At 44.9% G+C, this 23,581-nt stretch carries 14 protein-coding genes; 3 read left to right on the forward strand and 11 right to left on the reverse strand.

All coding sequences use genetic code 11. The features are described 5' to 3' along the window. Positions 1-20: 20 nt before the first annotated feature. The 9 genes from ACHLI0_RS07015 to ACHLI0_RS07055 all read right to left on the reverse strand — a co-directional run bounded on the left by ACHLI0_RS07015 (position 21) and on the right by ACHLI0_RS07055 (position 16,804). Positions 21-2,765 carry a hybrid sensor histidine kinase/response regulator transcription factor gene (locus ACHLI0_RS07015; protein WP_490749556.1) on the reverse strand — a complete coding sequence of 915 codons (2,745 nt, stop codon included), beginning with the start codon at positions 2,763-2,765 and terminating at the stop codon, positions 21-23. A 341-nt stretch (positions 2,766-3,106) separates the two neighbouring features. Then, entirely contained in the window at positions 3,107-4,225 is a 1,119-nt protein-coding gene (locus tag ACHLI0_RS07020; RefSeq protein ID WP_490748745.1) for a toxin-antitoxin system YwqK family antitoxin, read from the reverse strand. A gap of 396 nt (positions 4,226-4,621) precedes the next feature. After that, on the reverse strand, positions 4,622-5,509 hold the full coding sequence (locus tag ACHLI0_RS07025; protein WP_130042270.1) for a carbohydrate kinase family protein: 888 nt from the start codon (positions 5,507-5,509) through the stop codon (positions 4,622-4,624). A 34-nt stretch (positions 5,510-5,543) separates the two neighbouring features. Next, positions 5,544-6,713 carry a sugar MFS transporter gene (locus ACHLI0_RS07030; protein ID WP_008763289.1) on the reverse strand — a complete coding sequence of 390 codons (1,170 nt, stop codon included), beginning with the start codon at positions 6,711-6,713 and terminating at the stop codon, positions 5,544-5,546. A 279-nt stretch (positions 6,714-6,992) separates the two neighbouring features. After that, entirely contained in the window at positions 6,993-8,822 is a 1,830-nt protein-coding gene (locus tag ACHLI0_RS07035) for a glycoside hydrolase family 32 protein (protein ID WP_490748746.1), read from the reverse strand. Positions 8,823-8,951: 129 nt separating this feature from the next. After that, the gene (locus ACHLI0_RS07040) at positions 8,952-10,520 is read right to left on the reverse strand and encodes a glycoside hydrolase domain-containing protein (protein ID WP_490749557.1); all 1,569 of its coding nucleotides are present in this window, start codon (positions 10,518-10,520) and stop codon (positions 8,952-8,954) included. Between the two features lie 18 nt (positions 10,521-10,538). After that, positions 10,539-11,924, reverse strand: a complete 1,386-nt coding sequence (locus ACHLI0_RS07045) for a DUF4960 domain-containing protein (protein ID WP_055221406.1) — start codon at positions 11,922-11,924, stop codon at positions 10,539-10,541. Between the two features lie 26 nt (positions 11,925-11,950). Beyond that, on the reverse strand, positions 11,951-13,663 hold the full coding sequence (locus tag ACHLI0_RS07050; RefSeq protein ID WP_490748747.1) for a RagB/SusD family nutrient uptake outer membrane protein: 1,713 nt from the start codon (positions 13,661-13,663) through the stop codon (positions 11,951-11,953). Positions 13,664-13,690: 27 nt separating this feature from the next. After that, a complete protein-coding gene (locus ACHLI0_RS07055) occupies positions 13,691-16,804 on the reverse strand; it encodes a SusC/RagA family TonB-linked outer membrane protein (RefSeq protein ID WP_490748748.1) in 3,114 nt (1,037 codons plus the stop codon). Positions 16,805-17,041: 237 nt separating this feature from the next. On the opposite strand from ACHLI0_RS07055, the gene ACHLI0_RS07060 reads away from it, so the two are divergent. Beyond that, complete coding sequence (locus ACHLI0_RS07060) at positions 17,042-17,218, forward strand: hypothetical protein (protein ID WP_490748749.1); 177 nt, start codon at positions 17,042-17,044, stop codon at positions 17,216-17,218. Positions 17,219-17,243: 25 nt separating this feature from the next. Continuing rightward, positions 17,244-18,116 (forward strand): aldose 1-epimerase family protein, encoded by an 873-nt coding sequence (locus tag ACHLI0_RS07065; protein WP_490748750.1) that lies wholly within the window; start codon positions 17,244-17,246, stop codon positions 18,114-18,116. A 204-nt stretch (positions 18,117-18,320) separates the two neighbouring features. Here ACHLI0_RS07065 and ACHLI0_RS07070 read toward each other — a convergent pair whose 3' ends face one another. Both ACHLI0_RS07070 and ACHLI0_RS07075 read right to left on the reverse strand, forming a co-directional pair. Continuing rightward, the gene (locus ACHLI0_RS07070) at positions 18,321-20,201 is read right to left on the reverse strand and encodes a glycoside hydrolase family 32 protein (protein ID WP_490748751.1); all 1,881 of its coding nucleotides are present in this window, start codon (positions 20,199-20,201) and stop codon (positions 18,321-18,323) included. A 630-nt stretch (positions 20,202-20,831) separates the two neighbouring features. Next, a complete protein-coding gene (locus tag ACHLI0_RS07075; RefSeq protein ID WP_490748752.1) occupies positions 20,832-22,349 on the reverse strand; it encodes a TROVE domain-containing protein in 1,518 nt (505 codons plus the stop codon). A 111-nt stretch (positions 22,350-22,460) separates the two neighbouring features. Here ACHLI0_RS07075 and ACHLI0_RS07080 point away from each other — a divergent pair, with 111 nt between their 5' ends. Beyond that, complete coding sequence (locus ACHLI0_RS07080; protein WP_490748753.1) at positions 22,461-23,483, forward strand: helix-turn-helix transcriptional regulator; 1,023 nt, start codon at positions 22,461-22,463, stop codon at positions 23,481-23,483. Positions 23,484-23,581 lie beyond the last annotated feature (98 nt).

Below are 23,581 nucleotides of genomic sequence, written 5' to 3' on the forward strand. Positions count from 1 at the left end.
TCTTTACGATCACAATGAAATCATCCTTTCCTTTTCAGGAAGTCTGTCGGGCTCTCTCCGAACTGCTCTTTATAGCACTTGGTGAAATAAGAAGGTGAACTGAAACCGACTTCATAACCAATCTCCGCTACGGTCATGTCCGAAGAAGCAAGCAAAGAAGCTGCCTTCTTCAAACGGGCGATACGAAGCAATTCATTCGGAGAGTAGTTAGTCAATGATTTAATTTTGCGGTAAAGCTGCACACGGCTTAGTCCCATATCCTTGCCCAAGTCCTCCACATTCAAACCGGAGTCTCCCATTTTCTCTTCAATCAATGACTTGAATCTTTCTACAAAATCCTTGTCCATATCGCAAACATCTTCCTTCGCCAATGTCTGCCCGTCACCAAAGAACTGTTTCAGACGACGGTGAGAATCGATCAGGTTGCGGACACGTGCCAGCAACAGTTGTGAACTGAACGGCTTTGAAATATAAGAATCCGCACCACCGTCATATCCCTGAATACGCTGTTCGTCCAGTGAACACGCTGTCAGCAGAATAACCGGAATATGACAGGTCTGTAACTCACTTTTCAGCCGGCGGCAACATTCAATGCCATCAATGCCCGGCATCATCACATCGGAAATGATCAGGTCCGGAACATACTTCATAGCCTTACGGATTCCTTCGGAGCCGTCTGCCGCTTCAATCACCGTATAGTCTGTATGCAACAGCGTATGGACATACGAACGGATATCCTCATTATCATCAATAATCAGTACGGGCGATTTGGAAGAGTCATATCCTTTTTCCAGTTCTTCCTCTTCCGCCAATAGAACATCTGTTGTACGGGAATCCGCAGAAGCAAGGGTGGTATCCGGTTCGGCAGCAACAGCCTCGCAAGACTGTACAGGCAGTTCAACGGTAAAGACCGTGCCCTGTTTCTCATCGCTCTCTACAGAGATCATACCACCGTGCATTTCTACGAAGGCTTTTACCAATGCCAGTCCGATTCCCGAACCGGTATGGTGCATATCGATCTTATAGAAACGGTCGAATACATTGCGGATATGTTCGGCAGAAATCATTGAACCGGTATTTGCCACCGTGAAACGTATCCATCGTTTGTCCTCTTTACTAAGGGAAGACAGACGCACAGCAATTCTTCCGTTTTCCGGTGTAAACTTAAAGGCATTGGACAGAAGATTGAAATAAATGCGTTCCAGCTTCTCCATGTCTGCCAATGTATGATAATCCGTATCCGGCATATTATCAAAAGAGAAATGGATATGTTTCTTACGGGCTGCCGCCTGAAAAGACTCATTCCATCCTTCGAAAGAAGAAAGGACATCCACCGTAACCGGAGTATATTCCATCTTGCCATTTTCATATTTACGGAAATCCAGAATCTGATTGACCAGACGCAGAAGAATGTTCACATTCCGCTGAATCAGCATGAGCATCCGGTGCTGATCTCCGCTCAGTGTCTTGTCCGCCAACAAATGTTCTACCGGATCGGCAACCAATGTCAACGGAGTACGGAAGTCGTGAGAAATATTGGTGAAGAATACCAGCTTGGCATGAGTAGCTTCTTCCAGTTGATGAGAAAGTTGTATCAATTGGTCACGCTGTTCTTCCAGTTTGTCACGTTGCTCTTCCAATTGTTGCTTCTGCTTAAAAAGTTCTTTATTCAAGCGATTCTTTGAGCGGAGTGATTTATAAACGACCAATAATAAGCCGGCTACCAATAAAAGGATAATCAGACTGCCGTATAAAACGACCTGTTGTGTAGCTACCTGAGAGAGATAGCCACCGATACGTCCGTTGAGCGTTTCAATCTTTTTGTCGAGTTCGGAAATGTGTGTGGTCTGCAACTGCATGACGTGTGCGTTGGTACGGTCCACAACAGCGGTATTCATCACCGTTTCTTTGGGATAGGGTTTCTTCTCCAGAATATCCATAGCCAGTTGCAGTACCTTATCACCATTGGTCGGATAGATAAAGGTGGCATCCAGCACACTGTCCAGAACCAGTTCCAGTCCGTTTCCCTTACCCGGCAAGGCATCTATGCCGACAAAAATCATTTCCTTCTCCCGCCCTGCCATCTTTGCTGCCTGATAGGCACCCGGAGCGATACGGTCATTATGGGCATACACAGCATCAATCTTAGGATGCCTCCGAAGCATACTATCCATTTCTATCTCTGCCGGACCACGTTCCCAAGCAGCATCCGCTTTATCAATCAGCTTTATATCCGGGAATTTACTGATGGCAGCCATAAATCCCTGATGCCGTTCCATTGCAGGAGTCGAACCGCTCAATCCTGTCAGTTCTACTATATTTCCCTTCCCTTTCAGACTGGAGGCAATATAGTTTCCTACCGAACGACCGATTTCATAATTATCGGCTCCGATATAGGCAGTATATTTATCCGAAAGAATCTTCCGGTCTACAAGAATAACGGGGATGCCTTTCTGATAAGCTTCTTCTACAATCGGAGTCATAGGAGCAGCTTCGTTAGCGGAAATAATCAGCAGATCGACTCCTTCGTCCATAAAATAATGGACATCTTCCGCCTGCTTACTGTTATCATCCCCTGCCGAACGGATTTCCACCGAAACACCATTATAAAACATCGCTTCCCGAAGAATCTCATCATTCATCTTATGTCGCCATGAATCATCGCTGCATTGAGCCACCCCAATACGAAAACGGGGTGTATCCTGCCGGCAAGCCGTCATCCCGATTAAACAAAACAGCACCAGCATCCACTTCAGATATCTCATCGTCTTCATCCATCTCATCATTTCGTAGTTCTTTCTGTAATCCAATTAAGAACAAAAATAAGAAATAATACTGTAAAGTTCTCTAACTTCAGCTATTTATTATTCTAAAAAGAAGGAAAGCAGTCCTCTTTCAGACCATCGGAAAGTATTAACAAAAGTATAAAGCGTAAAACAAACACTTAATCAATGTTATAAAACATAGCGTTTTACTTGGATAATTTGCAGATTTCACAGAAGTCCGTATCTTTGTACTGTGTTTTTCATAGTATTAGATTTAAGGTTAACAAAGGTTGGAGCAAGGCGTTGCTCCTTTTTTTATGCCCTGACCTTTCATCTACCGGTTAGTTTTCATCCCATTCCTTTTCCAGTTTACCATCAATAGTGTAGCGTTTCCATCGTCCTACACGGCGACCATTCTTATATTCCCCACATTCACGAAGCTGGTCATTCTTTACATAACGAGCTTCGAACGGTCCGTTCTGCCTTCCGTTCACATAGGTAGAAGTTTCCCAATAATCAAAGCGGTTGCTCACTATCAGCCGTCGTTCCTTGCCATGCAATCTGCCGGCCTGATAGGTAGCTTCATATCTCAATTCACCATTTTCCAAATTATATTCACGGTATAAACCGTCTTTACGATCGTTCTTCATATAATATTCTTTCTGCCTTACCCCACTTCCGTTGGCAAATGAGACATGGAGTCCATCTTCTTTTCCATCCAGATAGGTTTCAATCATCAGCGTATCGCCGCTTTCGGCAAAAGTAGTCCACCGACCATTCTTCTTTCCATTCTTATAACTACCCAGTATACGTGGCGAGCCAAACGTAAACACGGACGAATATTCACCGTCCTGCAAACCTTCTTCATTGAAATAAACGGTCTCATACAAATCATAAGTACCTTTCAGAAAAGTATATTGTTTGCCTACCTGCTTCCCGTCCTTGTAATTATGCTCTTTCCGCAAAGTACCGTCAGAATCGTATGAGAGCTGTTTCCCGTGCTCTTTCCCCATCCGGAAGTTTCTTTCACTTTCCACTTTTCCGGTAGTAAAGTAACTTTTGCTCGTACCGTCCAGCTTACCTTCCTTATAGGATTTTTCTTCTTTCAGCTTACCGTCAAACTTGGAGTTAATCTTAAAGAGACCATCCTTCCGTCCTTCTTTATAACTTCCTTCCGTTATTAATATATTGTCCACATATTCTTTGTATCCGCCATCATAGAAACCATCTTTAAAAGATGCCAGCACATAGGCGGAATGATAACCATCTATGATGCGATGTTCGCCATTCAATGCCTTTTCCGTTTTCAGTTCCTGAAACAACAGTCTGCCATCGCCTACATTGACAACGGATACCTGATCGATCTTATATTCCTTTTGCGCAAACAAAGGAAGAGCAAGATATAAAAACAAAAATACGTTCCAGCTTTTTGATCTGAAGAAGTTTGAAATGTGTTTCATAAAGTAGTTTTCTCTTTTTTATTTATTATTTAAAAACCTGCCGCAAAGATAGGCAATCGGCTTATAAAACAAGGAAAGAAAGAGGGGGACAATTAGAGAAAAGAACATCTGTTATTATCATTCTAATAATTAACAGATTAAGTAGTAAATCAAAACACAGGGAAGGGGGATATTTACTGAAATAAGAAACAGAAAAGAAGGTGTGTCAAAAGTAACTAAATTCCCCTCCTTCAGGAAGGAGGGGTGGCTGAAAGCCGGGGTGGTAGGTGTATTTCACAGTTGAATATCAATAGCTTATGTATTCACCTACCACCTCCCCCTACGGGTACTCCTCCTTCCCGAAGGAGGAGAGTTTAGTTACTTTTGACACACCTACTTTTTGTATTTAAAGAGATTCTACAACAATCTGTCTTTCAGAACAACCGGAAGTTCGGGCATTGCACCGCTCTGCGTACAAACATAAGCGGAAACTTCGACAGCCAGCTTATGAGCTTCGGGAACAGACTTGCCATTCAGAATGGAAGCACAGAAAGCGGCAGTAAAGGAATCCCCCGCTCCTACCGTATCGGCTACCGGAACCTTCGGCGTTTCCTGAAAAGAAACGACTCCCGGAGTAAACACATAACTACCATTGATACCGCAAGTAAGAATCAACATTTTCAGATTGTACTTGGCCAACAGAATCCAGCACTTATCCTGTAAGTCGATGCCCGGATAACCGAACATACGGCTGATTGTCACCAGTTCTTCATCGTTTATCTTCAGAATGTTGCAGCGTTTGAAAGACTCGCGCAATACTTCTTTCGTGTAGAAGTCCTGACGGAGGTTGATGTCGAATATCTTCAGCTGTCCGTCTATATCGGGCATTGTATCGAGGAATCGGTTAATTGTAGCACGGCTCACTTCATTGCGTTGAGCCAACGAACCGAAACAAACGGCGCGCGTATTCAAAGCCAGCCGCTTCAGTTCGTCCGTGAAAGGAATGTTATCCCATGCCACTCCTTCTTTGATTTCGTAGCAAGGCACTCCTTCGTCATCCAGTGTCACCTGCACCGTACCGGTAGGATAATCCACCCGCTCGATCTGAGTTTTGAGTTGCTTTTCTTTGAATACTTTCATGATTTCATCTCCCAGTTCGTCATTGCCCACCGCACTTACTACACGGCTGTCGAAACCAAACTGTGAAACATGATAAGCGAAATTAGCCGGAGCACCGCCTATCTTCTTTCCTTCGGGCAATACATCCCATAATGCTTCGCCCATTCCTACAATTATATTATTCATGATCTACGGATTTAATTGTTTTCCAAATATAAAATTATTTTTTGATACGGAAGGTATAGAACAGCAAGTAAAGTACACCGACTGTCATCACAGCAATCGCACCATTCTGCCCCATAGAAGTATCCGAAGCAACTCCCATAGCCAACGGGAAAACGGTTCCTCCGAAGAGTCCCATAATCATCAGACCGGAAACTTCGTTTTTCTTTCCCGGCAGATAAAGCAATGCTTGCGAGAAAATAACAGAGAACACATTCGAGTTACCAAAACCGATCAGAGCGATACAAGCGTAAATCACCGCCTTATCATGGAAGATGAACAACCCTACCATAGCAGCCAGCATCATAACAACACTGATACCGAAGAAAGATTTCGGAGACATCTGACGCAGGATGAATGATCCCAGAAAGCAGCCTGCCGTACGGAAGATAAAATAGAGGCTGGTTGCAAAAGCAGCATCATCCAGTGTCATGCCGATACGTTCCATCAGAATCTTAGGCGCAGTAGTGTTTGTTCCGACGTCGATACCAACGTGACACATGATTCCGATAAAACAAAGCAAGATAAACGGTTTGCCGAGCAATGCCAGGCACTGTCCGAAAGTGGAAGGTTTGCCTTCTTCCTTCTCTTCTTCAATCTGTGTCGCGTTGAGCAGCAGAATGGCAAGGATGGCTATTACCATATAAATAGGGAATAATACACGCCACCCCAGATCGAAAGAAGGAATCGCCTGCGTTGCTCCCCACATGGCAATGTACGGTGCAAGGAAAGAAGCGATCGCTTTCACAAATTGTCCGAAGGTAAGGCTGCTTGCCAGACGGTCACCACGAACGATATTGGAAAGAAGCGGGTTCAGTGAAGTCTGCATCAGTGCGTTTCCAATACCTAACAGGGAAAAAGAAATCAGCATCAGTGCGTAACTGTCCCCGAAGACAGGCAACAGTAAAGAAGCAAAAGTCACGATCAAACTGAGCAACACGGTTTTCTTCTGACCGATACGGCTCATCAGCATACCTGTCGGTACGGAGAAAATCAGAAACCAGAAGAACACCAATGAAGGGAAGATGTTTGCTTGTGAGTCTGTCAGACCCAGGTCTGCTTTTACATAATTGGAGGCAATGCCCACCAGATCAACGAATCCCATGGCGAAGAAACAAAGCATCACCGGGACTAGCTTGGAGAGAGAAGCGTTTTTAGTATTTTCCATTGTTTTATCTATTATAATTTCGTATATTAGCACAGTAATTAATTTCCTTTCCCATTGATCCTTTTTCTTTTAGCCTCCTATTTTCTTTGCTTATCACGGCTGTGAACAGATCGTATCACAAGGGTGATAAGGCCTTATCACAGTAATGAACAGATCGTATCACGTAGGTGAAACGCTATCTATCTCCTATACATAAGGAGAACATAAAGGCATGTTAACGCAAGGATAAAGGTATGTTAGCGTGTATCAAAAAGAGCGCAGGGAGAAGAAAGTCGTTTTTTATTTCTTCAGTTTGTAAACCACGAATGAATCTACTTTATAGGCACCGCTTTTGCTGTAGAAGCTGATATGATTGTAAGGTTCCGAAGGGAATACCTGATTGGTCATAGCGAAGCGTCCACCGTCACCGAAAGCCTCTACACTTGATCTGTCTACAAACAAGCGGAGTTTCATTTCATCCTTATCCCCTATCGCAGTCCAAGTCAGCATCGGGAAGTTTTCGTTGAAACTTACCTCGCCACTCTTGCGACGGTCCATCGAGAATTTCTTCTCTTTCATGTCATACTGCATGTCTACTTCTTCACCCTTGTCATTGTAGAGACGGAAACCGATGACTTCTGCCTGCTGATTCTTGACGGACAATTCTATTTCGTAAGCACCTTCATTGTTCGGAATCAAATCTTTCACGATACGTGTTCCGTTAACCTTGAACGAGCGCTTTTTGGAAACGTCACGCAGTTTCAACAATTCGGGAGAAGGAGCGGATTGAAGATAAATCCCACCGTCGATGGCAAAGAGACTCAAATCACGAGGAACTGAGTTCGGGCTACGGTATTGAGAAGTTGGCACGTCATTTGCATATTGCCAGTTGCTCATCCATGCAATGGCGATACGGCGGTTGTCGGGGGCATCGCTCCAAGTAACTGTAGCATAATGGTCTTTTCCCCAGTCCATCCATTTCGTGACATTCGGCTGATTGTCACAACTAAATTTCTTGCCGTCGAAGCTACCGATAAAGTATTGAGTAGCGGAGTCACCGAAAGGACCGTCACCGAGGCTGCAAAGCAATACCCATTTCTTTTCGTTGGTGCCCTCTACCGGAAGTTCGAATAAGTCGGGGCATTCCCATACGTTGCCATGAGCACCGTATCCTTCGCCGAAGCTACTTTCAAATGCCCAGTCTTTCAGATTGGGAGAAGAGAAAATCTGCATTTCCTGTCCCACTGCGAGCACCATGATCCAGCGTTTGGTTGCTTCGTACCAAAAGACTTTCGGATCGCGGAAGTCGCGTGCTTCGGATACAAGTACAGGGTTGTTTTCGTATTTGGTGAAAGTGCGTCCGTTGTCAGTGCTGTAAGCGATGCTTTGTACCTGACGGTCGCTGTTTTGTGTATAGATGGCGATGATTGCGCCTGCTCCGAAGCCGGCTGTATTGTTATGGTCTACCACGGCAGAGCCGCTGAAGATAGTACCGAGCGCATCCGGTGCTATCGCAACGGGGCGGTGTTCCCAGTTTACGAGGTCTTTGCTGATAGCGTGTCCCCAGTTCATGTTTCCCCATTTGGAGCCATAAGGGTTGTACTGGTAAAAAAGATGGTATTCACCGTCTTTATAAACCATTCCGTTCGGGTCGTTCATCCATCCGTAGAGGGGAGAGAAGTGATAAGTCGGACGAAATTTTTCACGGTTGGGCGTATCGAAGGTGTCGGAAAGTTTCATTTCCTTACAGCAAGCGGTATTATCCGGCGAAAGATTGACACGGATCGGGTCATTGGAGTTCATCTTAAACTTGAAAGAAACCGTTTTGCCGGGAAAGTCGGAAAGGTCTACCGGAACAAAGTAATCTACTTTATGTATGGCGAGACGCACGTCGAAGTTTTTCACCTCTTTATTATTAACGATCATGCTGATACGTACATCAGGAGACGCATCCTCTACGGGCAGAAGCAGGTACTTCTGAGAAGTATTGACACGTACAAGGCAATGACCTTCTCCCAGATTCTTAATCAGCAAAGGAGAATCCGCCGCTCGGGTTGAAACAGAAATAGTCATGAGAATAAAACAAATCAGAAAGGTCTGAAGTTGTTTGACAGGCAAAAATACATTCATGTTCTATGGTATTAAGGTTGTTATACTTTTGATAGTTGTTACAGTGCAAAGATAGGCGCTTCCAAGGTTAGCGCCTATCACTTTTGTTTCAAACGCTGTAAAAGATGTTACTTGCCGGTGTAGTTTTCATCAATAAGTGCTTACCTGAATGTCTGAGACAGTTATTTCACCTTTATAACAGCAGAGTGACCACGGGTTCTTCTGCATCTGGTAGATGCGGTTGGTGAAAGATAACTGGTCGTTGATATAAGTCACACATACCGACTGATCACTGTAAATCGTCACACGATATTCATTATCTGCCGGAATATTGAATTTATTATCGAATAAGTATTTGGCATCATCACCGTCTTTCTCAAAATTCGCTTTGCCTTCATCGGCATTGACATGGATACTATACCAGGAAACGGAATCCGTTCCACGTACAAAAGAGATTCCGAAACGGTCCGTATTCGAAGCGGTCTTTACGGTGAAAGAAATCTTGTTATGTACTTTCAGACGGTTGAAGATGACGGAGGCACCTTCGCCCAAAGTATAGGTTTTACCGCTTTCGGTCACGTTACCATCTTTTGCCATTACTTTCACTTCTTGTGCAGAAGTGTATTTACGGTCGATTGCATCGGGTACTCCGAGGGTTAAAGTACCGTCTTCGTGTTGAATCAGACGTTGTGCTACCAGATTGCCTGCCCATTCGGGTTCTACATCACCAACATTTCCATTATCATTTCCGGCACGTGTGGGACACCAACCCCAAATGTAGCGGTTTGTTCCGTCGGAAGCGGTCTTTCCGGCATAGAATGCGCGGCTGTCCAGCATTCCTTCACGATTGTCCGGCCATATTCCGGCATCATTGACGGTGGTTGCTTTCAATTCTTCCAGCGTTCTGCCTTTGAAATATTGTACTTTACGCATGAAGGAAGCCTGTTCCGAATAGATCAGATACCACCAGTCCCCCATCTTGAAGACATCCGGACATTCGTAGAAACGATCCCACATCATGGTCATAAAGGTTCCGGCAGATTCCCACTCTTTCAGGTCGGCAGAGGTAAATTCGGCGATATGCCCTTTTCCGTTCTTGCGGGTAGCGATCAGCATGTGGTACACACCGTCTTCGGTCTGGAACAGGAACGGGTCACGGAAGTCATTCTTGTCATAGCCGTATGTATCTCCTTTCAGGTAGAAGGTTCGGTTCTTGGTCCATGTCTTGAAGTCGGGAGAAGTAGCTACCATCACTACCTGCGCATTCTGGTCGGAAGAAGGCTTGAACTTATTGCCGGTATAGAAGGTATAATACAGTTTGTCGGCAGGGTTATAGATCGTTCCTCCTGTGCCGATGGCAGCATCCTGTTCGTCACGCCCTCCGCAGGAAATCAGTTCGCCGAGAGATTCGTAAGTAGCACCGTCTTTGGTAGCCACTCCGAAAATGGGGTGGTATGTAGCTTCGGGGTTCGGACGGTAATCTTGCAGGTACATCACTTTAAAGTCCTTGGCAACCGGATCATAGAATGGCATCGGGTCACCTACAAAGCCTACCTGTGGCTTGTAGTACATCGAGAAGCCGTGCTCATCACTCGATTGGAAGTATGTGGCTGTACCGTCCCAGTCTTTCTGAGTCAAGATGGGGTCAGTCTCGTCACTGCAAGCAGTCATCGAAGCTATCAGTGCGGTAAATGCTATAGGTAAGATCATATTTTTCATCATTGTTGCTTATTCTTTTTATTTACACAAGTAGTTGATTGCATTGAGAGTCATTTGCTCTACGTTGTAGTGATAGTAGTCGGCAGAAGCGTCTACTCCCTTGCCGTACCAGTCATAGCAACCGGAACCGATACAGAGCGTACGTCCGCTATTGGAACGCGGTTCAAATTCGGCAATGACTACCGCTCCGTCGCCTCCATGTGCCAGATCGATTCCTCCTGTCAGGTTACGCCATGCGTTCAGGTCGTCATACCCTCCCCAATCTGTTCCGATATGCCATTGCGCTGTGCTATTGGTGATCGCATAGCCGGCATCACAGGTATAGACTGTCGACTTGTCGCCATCTTTCCATCTTAAATCCTGGAATAACGGATGTGATTCACTGCCGGTAATCAGGAAGCTCCACGGAGCAGAAGTGATTTCGGGCGAGTCTTCGTTTCCTCCCCAGCTATTGTTCGGTACACGCTCGTCTTTGGCGATGCCGAGATTGGCGATATAGAAAGTAGCGTAACGGGTCAGCAACAGATTACCACCATTCTGATAGTAGACTTTAAACTTCTCCGCTGCCGCTTTCGCGTCATCCGGCAAAGGAGGATTGTCACCATTGTCTGCGTGGAAATGCCACCAGATAGCGGTATATTTACCTAAATCCACTTTTCCGTCCACTACATCCTTGAATGAGATATATTCGGACATCGATACATTATCCATCATCCATTGGGCAGCGGCTTTCTCTTCGGGACTCGTCAGAAGGCTGACAGAAGAAGCCGTACCGACAAAGGCAGTCGGAATCACATTTCCCTGAGTAACCGTTACCACATAAGGAGTTACTGCCGAACGGTAAGTTGCCGTGTAAGTAACGGGGTTCGTAAAGTCCTGAATACTTCCGGATGCCGGAGTCACGGTAGCTCCGTCCGTTACAGTAAACGTACCTTTCAACTGAGTGATATCCACTGTCAGCGGAACGACTACGGAAATGGTTTTCGATAACTGGTCTACCTTTCCTACATAAGTATCATTCAATTTGAAGGTCAGTATCTTTGCCTCATCTCTCTTCACGGTAATCGTGTAGCTCATTTGTACATCGCCATTCTTCACCGTCAAAGATACAGGAAGAGAAAAGTCGATTGTCTCACCGACAGCGATGCTAGCCTTGGCTCCTTCGGAAAGATTCATTTCTGTGACCACCATGCGGGTAATATCGTAATCGTAGGGCACTCCTACTACGATTGCCTTATTCTGATAGTCGACAGTTCCTGCGTATTCATCCAGCCGGATGGAATTCACCCAAACATCTCCGTTCAGACGAAGACCGGATTTGAAGTCATCACTACATCCTGTGACTGTAAGGCATGCCACAGTCACCAACAGGATAGTATAGAGTTGTTTTATGATTGATTTCATTGTATTCTTTGTTTTAGGATGGTTGGTTACCAACCGAAATTCTGTGTATAATTTCCGTTACTTGCGCTGATCTGTTCAAATGGAACAGGAAGATATTCGTTCTTATTTTCCGTGAAGCCCGCATTCTTGTAGACAGAGCAACGGGATGCTTCCGTCACGTAATAAGCATTGATGACGTCTTTGGCTTCTCCCCATCTTACAAGGTCAAAGAAACGTGAGCTTTCCATACCGAACTCTACGCGACGTTCCCATTTCAGCATTTTCATGGCTTCGTCCTGAGCGTAAGCTTTCAGGTCGTAAGGAGTCACTTTGAAGTTCACTCCGTATTCTTCCTTATAATTGAAGATCAGCATGGTGCTTCCGGCAGCACGGCTGCGTACCTCATTGATTAATGAGATGGCATCGGTGATACGTCCGTCGTTCAACTGAATCAAAGCTTCGGCACGCATCAGCAATACGTCTGCATAACGGATCACAATGTGATTCAGAGAACTGGCCCAATAAGAACCTTTCTTCAGACAGTCACAATCGGGATCTACATTTTCTTTGAGAGAAACATAATATCCGTAAAGTCCCTTGCTGCGGCTCCAGTCATCATTCTTCTGGATGATGTAACCTTCGTTGTACTTATAAGGAAAGCCCGGCATACCCACCGTATGGAACAGACGGGGATCGACATTGTCTGTAGCCACTTCGTAATTCTCATTGTCATAGGTGCCGAACAAGGGCTTTCCCTGCGAATCGGTTTTGAAAGCATTCACCAGATTCTGGCTCGGCTTATGGAAGTCGCAGCAGCCCAGTATCTGCGGAGTGGTCAGTCCCATTCCCCAATTCAGGTTACCGTTGTAAGTACCGTCGTTGATGGAATACTGAATGGCCCATACAGACTCCGCACCGTTTTCGTATTGCGGCAGGAAGTTCATGCTGTAGTCCGTTTCCAGTCCGTAACCGGCTTTAGCCATGATCAGGGGATCGGTGTATTTCACGACCTGTTTCAGGTCTTCTTCGTTGATTCCGGTAAGGGTATTGTCGGCTCCGTCCTGGCGGTAAGCTTTATACAGGTAAGTCTTTGCAAGGTAAGCAGCAGCGGCTGCCTGTGCAGGGCGCCCTTTTTCTATTTGTACCTCCGGCAGGTTGTCGTAGGCAAACTGGAAGTCGTCTGCTATCTTTTGCCACTGCTCGTCATTGGTATAAGTGGTATTCGACAATTCCTTGTAAGCATCCGGATCCATGTTTTCATCGTTTACAATAACGATCTTCTTGAACAGCTGTTTCAACATGAAGTGAGCGTGTCCACGCAGGAATCTCATTTCGGCAATGCGCTGGTTCTTCAACGGATAGGTCTTTTCATCCATCTGATCGAGTGATTGCAGGGCTGTGTTGGCACGGGTGATACATTGATACAGTCTTTTCCAGATATCGTTGATATTCCAGTCGGTGGTGTTGATACCTTTGGATATTTCCAGTGCGTTGAACACACCGCCGTCTTCTGTTCCCGAACCACCTTTATAGCAATCGTCGGAACGTACGTCATAATTCCAGAGAGAGAAAGAAGAGTTGATATCATCACCTGTCGCCCAAATGGCATAGGCAGAAATCACCAGATTGTCTACATATTCGGGAGAAGCAATCTGATCGCCGGTCACAATACCCTGAGGAACCTGACGGTCCAAAAAATCGTCGCAACTGGTTGTCAGCAAGGTAATTCCGATTGTTGCTATATATATTATCTTTTTCATGATCATTCGTTTTATTGATGAAGTAAGTTAAAATCCGATGTTAAGTCCGAACGTGATATTCACAGGGATCGGATAAGAGAAGTTCGGGTTCTCCGGGTCTTCTCCGGTAAAGTTCTTGCTCTTGATGGTCAGCAGATTCTGTGCACTGCAATAGAAACGCAAGCGGTCCATTCTCATTTTTTTGGAGATAACAGCGGGAACGGTGTATCCTAACTGGATATTGCGCAGTTTCAGGAAAGAACCGTTTTCTACGAAGTAAGTAGAGACACGCTGTTCATTGTTCGTATCACTGCGGGTCAATGCCGGAATATCAGAGTTTGGGTTCGTAGGTGACCAGGCATTAAGCAAACGGGTTCCCTTATTCAGGAAGCCGACATTGGAAGCACTCCAAAAATCGCTTTTCTTCTTCACGTCACTGATTATATCCACTCCCTGAACGCCTTGCCAGAACATTGTCAGATCGAAGTTCTTATATTCCAGATAAATATTCAATCCGTAGCTGAAAGAGGGAGTAGGATCATAAATCCAGTTCTGATCTCTTTCGTCAATCACACCGTTATGGTCAATATCACGGTAACGGATACGGCCGACAGCGGCGCCTTCTTGAGTAGCATGGTTGTCTACTTCATCCTGCGACTTAAAAATGCCATCAGCAATGTAACCGACTTGTGCGCCGTAAGTATGTCCGACTACACTCTTCACACCATTACCACCAAACTTGCCGTTGGCAGCTACCGTTTCCGGCAATTCAAGAATTTCATTCCGATAAGTGGATATGTTTCCGTTCAGATCGTAAGTCAGTCCGAAGGCAGTCTTGTTACGATAACCCAGATTAAATTCAAAACCCTGGTTTTTCATTGCACCCGAATTTATCCAACGGCTGCCGCCTTCTCCCAGCACTCCTACTCCTGCCATTTCAGTCAGGATATCTGTTGTTTTCTTGTAGTAATATTCCAGTGAACCGTACAGTGATTGCTTGAACAGGCTGAAGTCGATACCGACATTGGTCTGTGTCGTTGTTTCCCATTTGATATTGTCATTACCGATCTGGTTGCGTTTGAAACCGGAAGGAAGTACACCGCCACCGTTAGAACCTGTGATATCGTATGCCGTACCGTAGCTCTGTCCGCCGAAAGAATCGGTTGTACCATAGTTAGGTGCATAGATAGTATAACGGGCAAGGTTGGAGATTTCCTGATTACCGGTCTGTCCCCACGAAGCACGCAATTTCAGATCATCAAGCCAGGTCAGTTCTTTCATGAAGTTCTCCTGTGTGATGCGCCATCCCAAAGATACGGAAGGGAAAGTGGCATAACGGTGGTTTTTACCGAACCGGGAAGAACCGTCCCGACGGAGAGTTAACGAAAGCAGATATCTATCGGCATAAGAATAGTTCATTTTGCCAAAGAAAGAGACGAGTGAATACCCCTCACCGGCACCGTATGCCTGTGCCGTACCACTACCTGCATCGGGCCACATATAGTCGGGGGTAAGGATAGAGAAGTCTTCTTTGTATCCGGAGAAATGGCTGTCGTCTTCACGGTTCAACTCCATACCTACCATTACATCTCCACGATGTTTGCCTACTTCCAGCTGGTAAGTAGCAATGGCGTTCCACATCCATTTCGACCAGTGTTCCTGCTTGGCTTCCACTGCGCTCTTGCCATTATTGGTCTGCGTTCCTTCCTGATAAGGATAAGTGAAGTAACGTGCCTGCTTGTTGGCATAGTCCAAACCGAAAGTGGAGCGTAAATTGAATCCCTTGAAAGGAGTCAGATTGACATAGGCATCACCGAACATACGCCAGTAGGTGTATCGGTTATCTTTATTGTATTCAAGTACGGCACGAGGATTACGACGGTCGGGCCATCCGCCTACCGGTCCGCCCCATGAACCATCCGAAGCATATACGGGAATAGCGGAAGGAATATCCAGTGCGGTTTCTATAATTCCACCCGGAGCCTGCACTTCCGACGTGCGGTTCAATGTAAAATGCTGACCGATGGTCAGGATATCATCAATCAACTTATAATCGCTGTTCATACGAGCCGAGAAACGGTCGAAGTCCGTGTCTTTGATAACACCCAGGTTCTTGTAATATCCCAGTGAAAAGAAAGAAGAACCTTTCTCCGAACCGTTGCTGACGGAAAGATTGTATTGCTGGATAACACCAGTACGAGTGATCTCGTCAAACCAGTCTGTGTCCGCCACAGGCATTGTATTCTTTGAATCCAGGTATTTGGAAAGAGTCATTCCGTATAATACCGGATTGCCGTCGGCATTGTATCCCCAATTGTAAGCATATCCCAAAGCATTGCCGTTCGGATTTTCACCGTCGTTCACGTAGGCTTGCCACATAGCTCGTCCGTATTGCTCAGTGTTCAATACGTTCATTTTACTTTGATACATGGAGGCGGAAACAGAAGCGTCGAAATTGATTTTGATCTGTCCTTCCTTTCCTTGTTTGGTAGTAACGATGATAACGCCGTTCGCTGCACGCGAACCGTAGATAGAAGCGGATGCGGCATCTTTCAAAACCTGAATGGATTCAATATCATTACCATTCAGTTCGTGCATACCGGCTTTGGTAGGAACACCGTCGATTATATAAAGCGGGTCGTTATTGTTCAGCGTACCGATACCGCGGATACGTACGGTAGCCGATCCGCTCGGATTACCATCGGCGGTGATGTTCATTCCGGGGACACGTCCCTGAAGGGCTTTCACCGGATTGTTTTCACCCTGCTTCTGGATTTCGTCTACCTTTACTACAGAAACAGCACCTGTCAGGTCGGCTTTGCGCTGTGTAGTATAACCTGTTACGACAACTTCATCTACCATCTGGGTATCTTCTTCCAGTAGTACATTAACGATAGTAGCCGCTTTTACGGTCACCGGTTTATAACCAATATACGTAATCTTTAAAGTAGAGTTGGCCGGAACTGAAAGAGTGAAATTACCATCGAAGTCTGTAATTGTTCCGTTGGTTGTAGCTGTAGTTTCAACGACAGAAGCACCGATAATCGGTTGCCCATCCGTTTTAGAAGTAACGTTTCCCTTTACCGTAATGTTTTGCCCCCACAGGGCCGACATGAAAGCAAACAGGAAACAAACGCTGCAAAGAAGTTTTTTGTTCTTCATGATACCAGGCATTAGTTTAATGTTATTAATTTAAAAGTACGAATTTTCTCTTTTCGATGATGCAAATTACGGTTGATTTAAGTCAACCGACTGAAAAAAATGTTTCAAATGCTGTAAGATATGTTGCATAGAACGCTATTTTATAGGGTTTTATACCCGGATGAAATAAAATTAATAGTTCATAAGTATATCCCCTCGAAAAAGGTTACCTTTGTGTGTCAATAAAGACATTTGCTAATGAATAAACAGAGACCTTTTATACATAAAATAATGACCAAACAACAAGCTATCAAGCTTTTCGAAGAAAAGAAAATCCGTACCGTATGGGATGATGAACAATGCTCAAAGTGGCATTTTATCGAAAATAGAATCAAAAGAGAAGTCAAAAGAGGAATTGAAAGAGGAATCAAATGAGTATTCAACTAAATAACTGAATGATATGAAAACAATCTCCAACGAACAACTTACTATTCAGGTATCTCCGTATGGAGCCGAACTTTGCAGTATCCTCGCCAATGGGAAAGAGTATCTGTGGCAAGCCGACCCTGCTTTTTGGAAGCGCCACTCTCCCGTACTTTTCCCGATTGTAGGAAGTGTGTGGGAAAACCAGTATCGTAATGAAGGTATCGCTTATACATTGAGTCAACACGGCTTTGCCCGTGATATGGAATTTACTCTTGTTTCCGAGAAAGAAGACGAAGTACGATACCGCCTTGTCAGTAATGAAGAGACATTACAGAAATATCCTTTCCCGTTTTGTCTGGAAATAGGTTATCGTATTCAGGGAAAGCAGATCGAGGTTATATGGGAAGTTAAGAATACCGGAGAAAAAGAAATGTATTTTCAAATCGGTGCGCATCCTGCATTTTATTGGCCGGATTTTAATGCAGATACACAGAATTGTGGTTTCTTCGGGTTTGACAAGAAAGAAGGATTGAAGTATATCCTCATCTCAGAGAAAGGATGTGCAGACCCTTCCACCGAATATTCTCTGGAACTTACAGACGGGTTATTGCCATTGGATACACATACTTTCGATAAAGATGCTTTGATAATAGAGAATGAGCAAATCCATAAAGTGACTCTTTATACCAAGGAAAAGAAAGCTTATTTAAGCCTGCACTTTCATGCTCCCGTAGTCGGTTTATGGTCTCCGCCTGCAAAGAATGCCCCTTTTGTCTGCATTGAACCGTGGTATGGCCGCTGCGACCGCGCACATTACACAGGCGAATACAAAGACAAAGACTGGATGCAACACCTGCAACCGGAAGAAACTTTCAGAGGAGGGTATACGATTGAGATCGATGAATAAGTAATGACAGCCTATTCTGCGAATAAACTGAAGAAACACAGAACAGCTGCCGGACCTCACGGACGGCAGCTGCCAAACACCTAATCTACAAAACCTAACTTAAAAACTAACTCATAAATCTAATCTATGAAATACAGATGATACAAGTGATAAACACTTGATTATATTCTTGATAAATACCTACTGAAAAACAAATCCATCCTTTTATAAACCTAACCTATGCACACTGAATGAATCGACTGCGAATGTACCGCCCTTACTATAAAAACACATACGATTGTACGGCTCTGTAGGGAAAATCAGATTAGTCATCGCTATCTTCCCACCATCCAGAAATATTTCTACCGAACACTTATCAACAAAGACATCCAGTTTGTATTCATCTTCCTTTTGGATAGGCGCCCATGTAGCCAATGCGAAATCATCTATATAATTGATAGAAGTCGTCTTCCGTCGGTCGTGCGCCTCGATCTCGTGCGGAGAGCTGTTCTTCCCAAAATCTACGATGCCGCTTTTCGTACGGTCCATCACCAGCTTCTTTTCCGGAAGATTAAGGTAAATATCCACTTTCTCTCCCTTGTCATTGAAAAGACTGAATCCCATAATTTCCGCCTTTCCAGCTATGATATTCAGAGAAAGCTCATAAGCTCCTTCATTATCAGTCAATAAAGATTCGATGTGATAATCCTTGTCTACCGTGAAGGACGGAACATCCTTGCTTTCTTTTCGTAAGTTCTTAGTTTCCGCTACCGGTGCGGCGGAAAGATAAATATCATTATCCTGTGTATAGAGTCCCAATTCACGGGGCAGTGCATTGGCACTACGGAACTGCCGGGTCGGAACGATATTGCAATACTGCCAGTTGCTCATCCAAGGCACTGCCACCACACGGTCTCCCGTATTTGAGAAACAGACAGTAGCATAGTGATCTTTCCCCCAGTCCAGCCATTTTGTGACATTCGGCTGATTGTCACAAATAAATTTTGTGCCGTCAAAGTCACCGATAAAATATTGAGTAGCGCTCCCTCCGAAGTAACATCCCGGATTTACATTGACAATCAATGCCCATTTCTTATGGTTGATATCGCCATCTACAGGCAGTTCCACCATATCCGGACATTCAAACTGACAGGGTTGCACACCGTATCCTTCGCCAAAGCTACTCAGGTAGTTCCAGTCTTTCAGATTTTGGGAGCCATAGAAACGCATTTCCTTATCAGCAGAGACAATCATCACCCATTTACTCTCCGGTGCATACCAGAATACTTTCGGGTCACGGAAATCTTTCAGACCGTCGGAAGGACGCAGGACAGGATTCTTTTCGTATTTAGTAAATGTTCGTCCATTGTCTTTGCTATAAGCCAGACACTGAATCTGTCCGTTCTTATCGCTGGCAGAAGTATAGTAAGCGAGGATGGAACCTGCTCCGTAGCCCGCCACATTCTCCTGATCGACAATAGAACTGCCGGAAAAGATATGCCCTAATGTATCACGGGCAATGGCAGGAGCCAGATGTTCCCAATGCATCAGGTCCTTGCTGACCGAATGCCCCCAGTGCATATTTCCCCATTTGGAGCCATAAGGGTTATACTGATAATACAGATGATACTCTCCGTCTTTATATACCAATCCGTTTGCATCATTCATCCAGCCATAAAGGGGAGTATGATGGTAGACAGGACGGAATTTATCCGTATTGGCAGTATCAAACGTATCGGATAATTTGATTTCTTCCCAGCAGAGGGCGTCTTTCGGTTTCTTTTGAATGCGCAGAGTGACTGTCTTTGCATCAGCCGGCAAAGCAAAGGGAACAAAATAATCGACCTTTGTCTGTGCCAGACGGATATCCATATCGGTATCCGTTGCGTTCCCCGTATCAAGACGCACCTGACTTTCGTCGGCTTCTTCTTCGATGGGGAGTAATATATAATGGGTAGGATGAACGATGTGGACAATTGTCAGGCTATCCCCCTTCTGTTCAAGAGTGAACGTGCTTTTGGTCGACTGGCAATAGGTCAGTCCAAAGGAAACAGTCAGTGCGAGTACGGCACCTTTACACAGTTTTATCCAAGGAGTTGTTTTCATGGTAACAGGATATTCAGAGTTATACTAGTGTTAATCAAAAATTGACGGAGGCAAAGATAGGGGGTATCTTCACCTTCGTCTATAAACTTTGTTTCAAAGAGTAACATTTTTGATACATCATTGAAAAAAGGGAGCTACAGGCGTACAGAGTGTGTTTTAAACTACATGACCAACTGTGTGACCAGCCGCCAAGACAGGATTTGAACCTGTACCTCAAGTCTGTAAAGACAAGCGTTCAACCGAATCGTTAACAGCGAAGTATCTCTATACTACGGCATCCCTTTCTGTTTTTTAAAAGCAGAAGTAACAGGCGAAAAGAGAAACGGGGCACGTCAATGCCGGAGTCGAACCGGATAGTCTTGCTGATTTTACAACTTCACTATTCCTCCCCTAAAATGAGACGAAGTAACTCTTCTCTACGACATTCTGCTTATGTCAAAGTAAAAAACAAGGTAACAAACGAAAAGAGACTATAACCTGCTCTATCCAACTGAGCTATGCTTTTCCTTAAAGAATAAGGAGAGCAGCGGGAGTCGAACCCGCGACCTATGGTCGTCCCAAACGAAGTAACTCTTCCCTACGACACTTGTTTCTGTTTTTTTCCGTAAACCGGAATCCTGAGAACTCCGGTTATATCACTATCTTTTTTATCTCCTGCAACGCATCATTTCCCTTGTCGATTGCAGACAAAATATCAAATATCTTATCCGACCATCCCGCTATTAAAAATACATCGTCACGAGTGATATCCAGCGGAGTGTTGCCATATCCGCTTAAGTCAAACAGATACAACTTGGCTGCCGGACAAATTTTCTTGTACTTCCTCCACAAATCCGTTATCTGCAAATCACTATGGCTATTCCACAACTGACAGTCGGTGAACATCATTATCTTATCCATCTGCGCCTTCCGGTCTATCAGGTCTTTGATAACCAAATATCCGTTTGTAGAGTATCCCACTTCACCTTCCCTTTTATAGAATGCATCAACATTGGACAAGATACCCGTATCGGGCAGATTGATAATCTTCCATCTATCGCCAAAGATACCCGTCATCACCTGCTTGCAACGTGACTTCAACAACATTCCCAGCAGCAAACCGATGTCATAGTACAATACTTTACTCTTTGCCGAAACCGGACACTGCATGGAACCGGATACGTCACAGGCTATCAGCACACGGGTAGATTCATCAAATCCGGTAATATTGCGGGCAGATACCTGCACGGCACGTTCCAAAGCCGTCATCAACATCGTAGCATAGAGCGAAGGAGTCTTCGACAACTCACGGTAAGCAGCCAGAAAGCGGAAAGGCAACTGCCTGGAGTTCTCAACCGCCTTTTCGGAAGACAGCCTCTTCCCTACTGTCAGAATATGGTCTGCAGAAACTTCCGCTTCCAGTATATTCCTCAGATTGCGCAACAAAGCCATGTATCCTAGTTTACCACTGTCTATCAATTCTTCCCATTTGGCACGGAAAGCTTTTCGCCGTTCTTCTTCCGTAGCAAAGGTACGCTGACCTAAAGCAGACAATTCTGTCTCCCAAGTATAGGGAACCGGAAGATTATCGTTAACTATTCCATTGAAAATTTCCTGTTGCCGTTCATCTTTCGCTTTCGGGTGCACAAGAAACAAGGCATCTTTCAGACAAACTTCTGCCGAACGGTTATACTTGGCAAACTGGTACACATCGAATGTATTGAATGCATCCTGTAGTCCTGCCTGCAACTGTTTGGAAAGACGGTTCAGTTTCTTTGTCCCCGTCCGCCGGTTTGCCTGCTGGTAACAGGCCAGCAGTTCGGTGATTTCATCGGCACGCCGAACGGTACGGGCAGTTACCCGCTTCACCAGATTGTCGCCCTGATGGATACGCGCCAGTTCTACCGCCATCACCAAAGGGATGGAACGCAGGTTCATCGTTTCTCTTGCGTACGCCGCCAGTTGCGCCACAAACAAAGGATCACATTTTCCGATCAGCGTACGGACCCTTTCTATTCTCTCTTCCGCCTGCTCATAGAAACTGTTGTTCAATGAAGTAGTTACCACGGATGTGTACAATTCCCATTCGGGTGTCAGCCGGTAAGCCGGTGCCGATTCTTTGTTCAGCACTTTATTCATTCCTTTATTTATCCAGTTAAACTTCATCATTTATACTCTTTATTTGTTTTCTTTTGCAAAGATACGAGGGTGGGTGCGCAGCCTTTTTGCGTACCTCAAATTATTTTTCTACTTTTGGAGAAAATCTTTATACTTCCGCCTATGCCGGTCAATAGAAATGCCTTGATTCGTTATAAAACGATTGATAACTGTCTGCGTAATCCTTATCGTCGCTGGACACTGGAAGACTTGGTAGATGCCTGCTCGGATGCCCTTTACGAATATGAAGGAATCGACAAGGGAATCAGCAAACGTGCCGTACAAATGGATATACAGATGATGCGCAGCGAGAAGCTGGGTTATAACGCACCGATTGTGGTATACGAAAACAAGTATTACAAGTACGAAGACCCGGAATACAGCATCACACAGACCCCGCTGAACGAACAGGACCTGAAAACGATGTCGGAAGCCGTAGAAGTTCTGCGGCAGTTCAAGGGTTTCTCCTACTTCACGGAGATGAGTGAGATTGTGAACCGGCTGGAAGATCACGTAGCCTCCGCCCGAATGAAGACGACTCCGGTCATCGACTTCGAAAAGAACGAATCTCTGAAAGGGCTGGATTATCTGGATACCATTTACCATGCCATCGTCAACGAACATCCCCTGCAACTTAAATACCGTTCGTTCAAGGCCCGTTCGGCAAACAGCTTCATCTTCTATCCTTATCTATTAAAGGAATATCGCAACCGTTGGTTCGTATTTGGAATCAGAAAAAGCGGACGGATATTGCAGAATCTGGCTCTGGACAGAATCCATTCGTTAGAGGTGTTATCGCGGGAACCCTTTATAAAGAATACATTCTTCGACCCGAACACATTCTTTGACGACTTGGTAGGGGTGACTAAAAACTCCGGAAGCAAAGCCGAGAAGGTCGGTTTTAAAGTAGCTGCCGCCGAAGTTCCCTACATCCTGACCAAACCGATACACCACAGCCAACGAACCATAGAAACAATGGTAGACGGAAGTGTGATTCTTGAAATAGAGGTAGTCATCAACCATGAACTGGAACGGGTATTCTTCGGATATGCCAACGGAATACAAGTTCTTTACCCGCAGACACTGGTGGAGCTAATGGAAAAGAAATTAAGGAGGGCGGTAGAACAATACGAAAAGCTCAAGTGAGTAACATTCGGATAAAAAGCAAGTAACCGGACCATTTTCATCCTTTCCGGAGAGAAAAAGACATTTTATGATACAATTAATTCCATTTTAATGAAGAA

The sequence above is a fragment of the Bacteroides sp. RCH18 genome, from assembly GCF_058231005.1.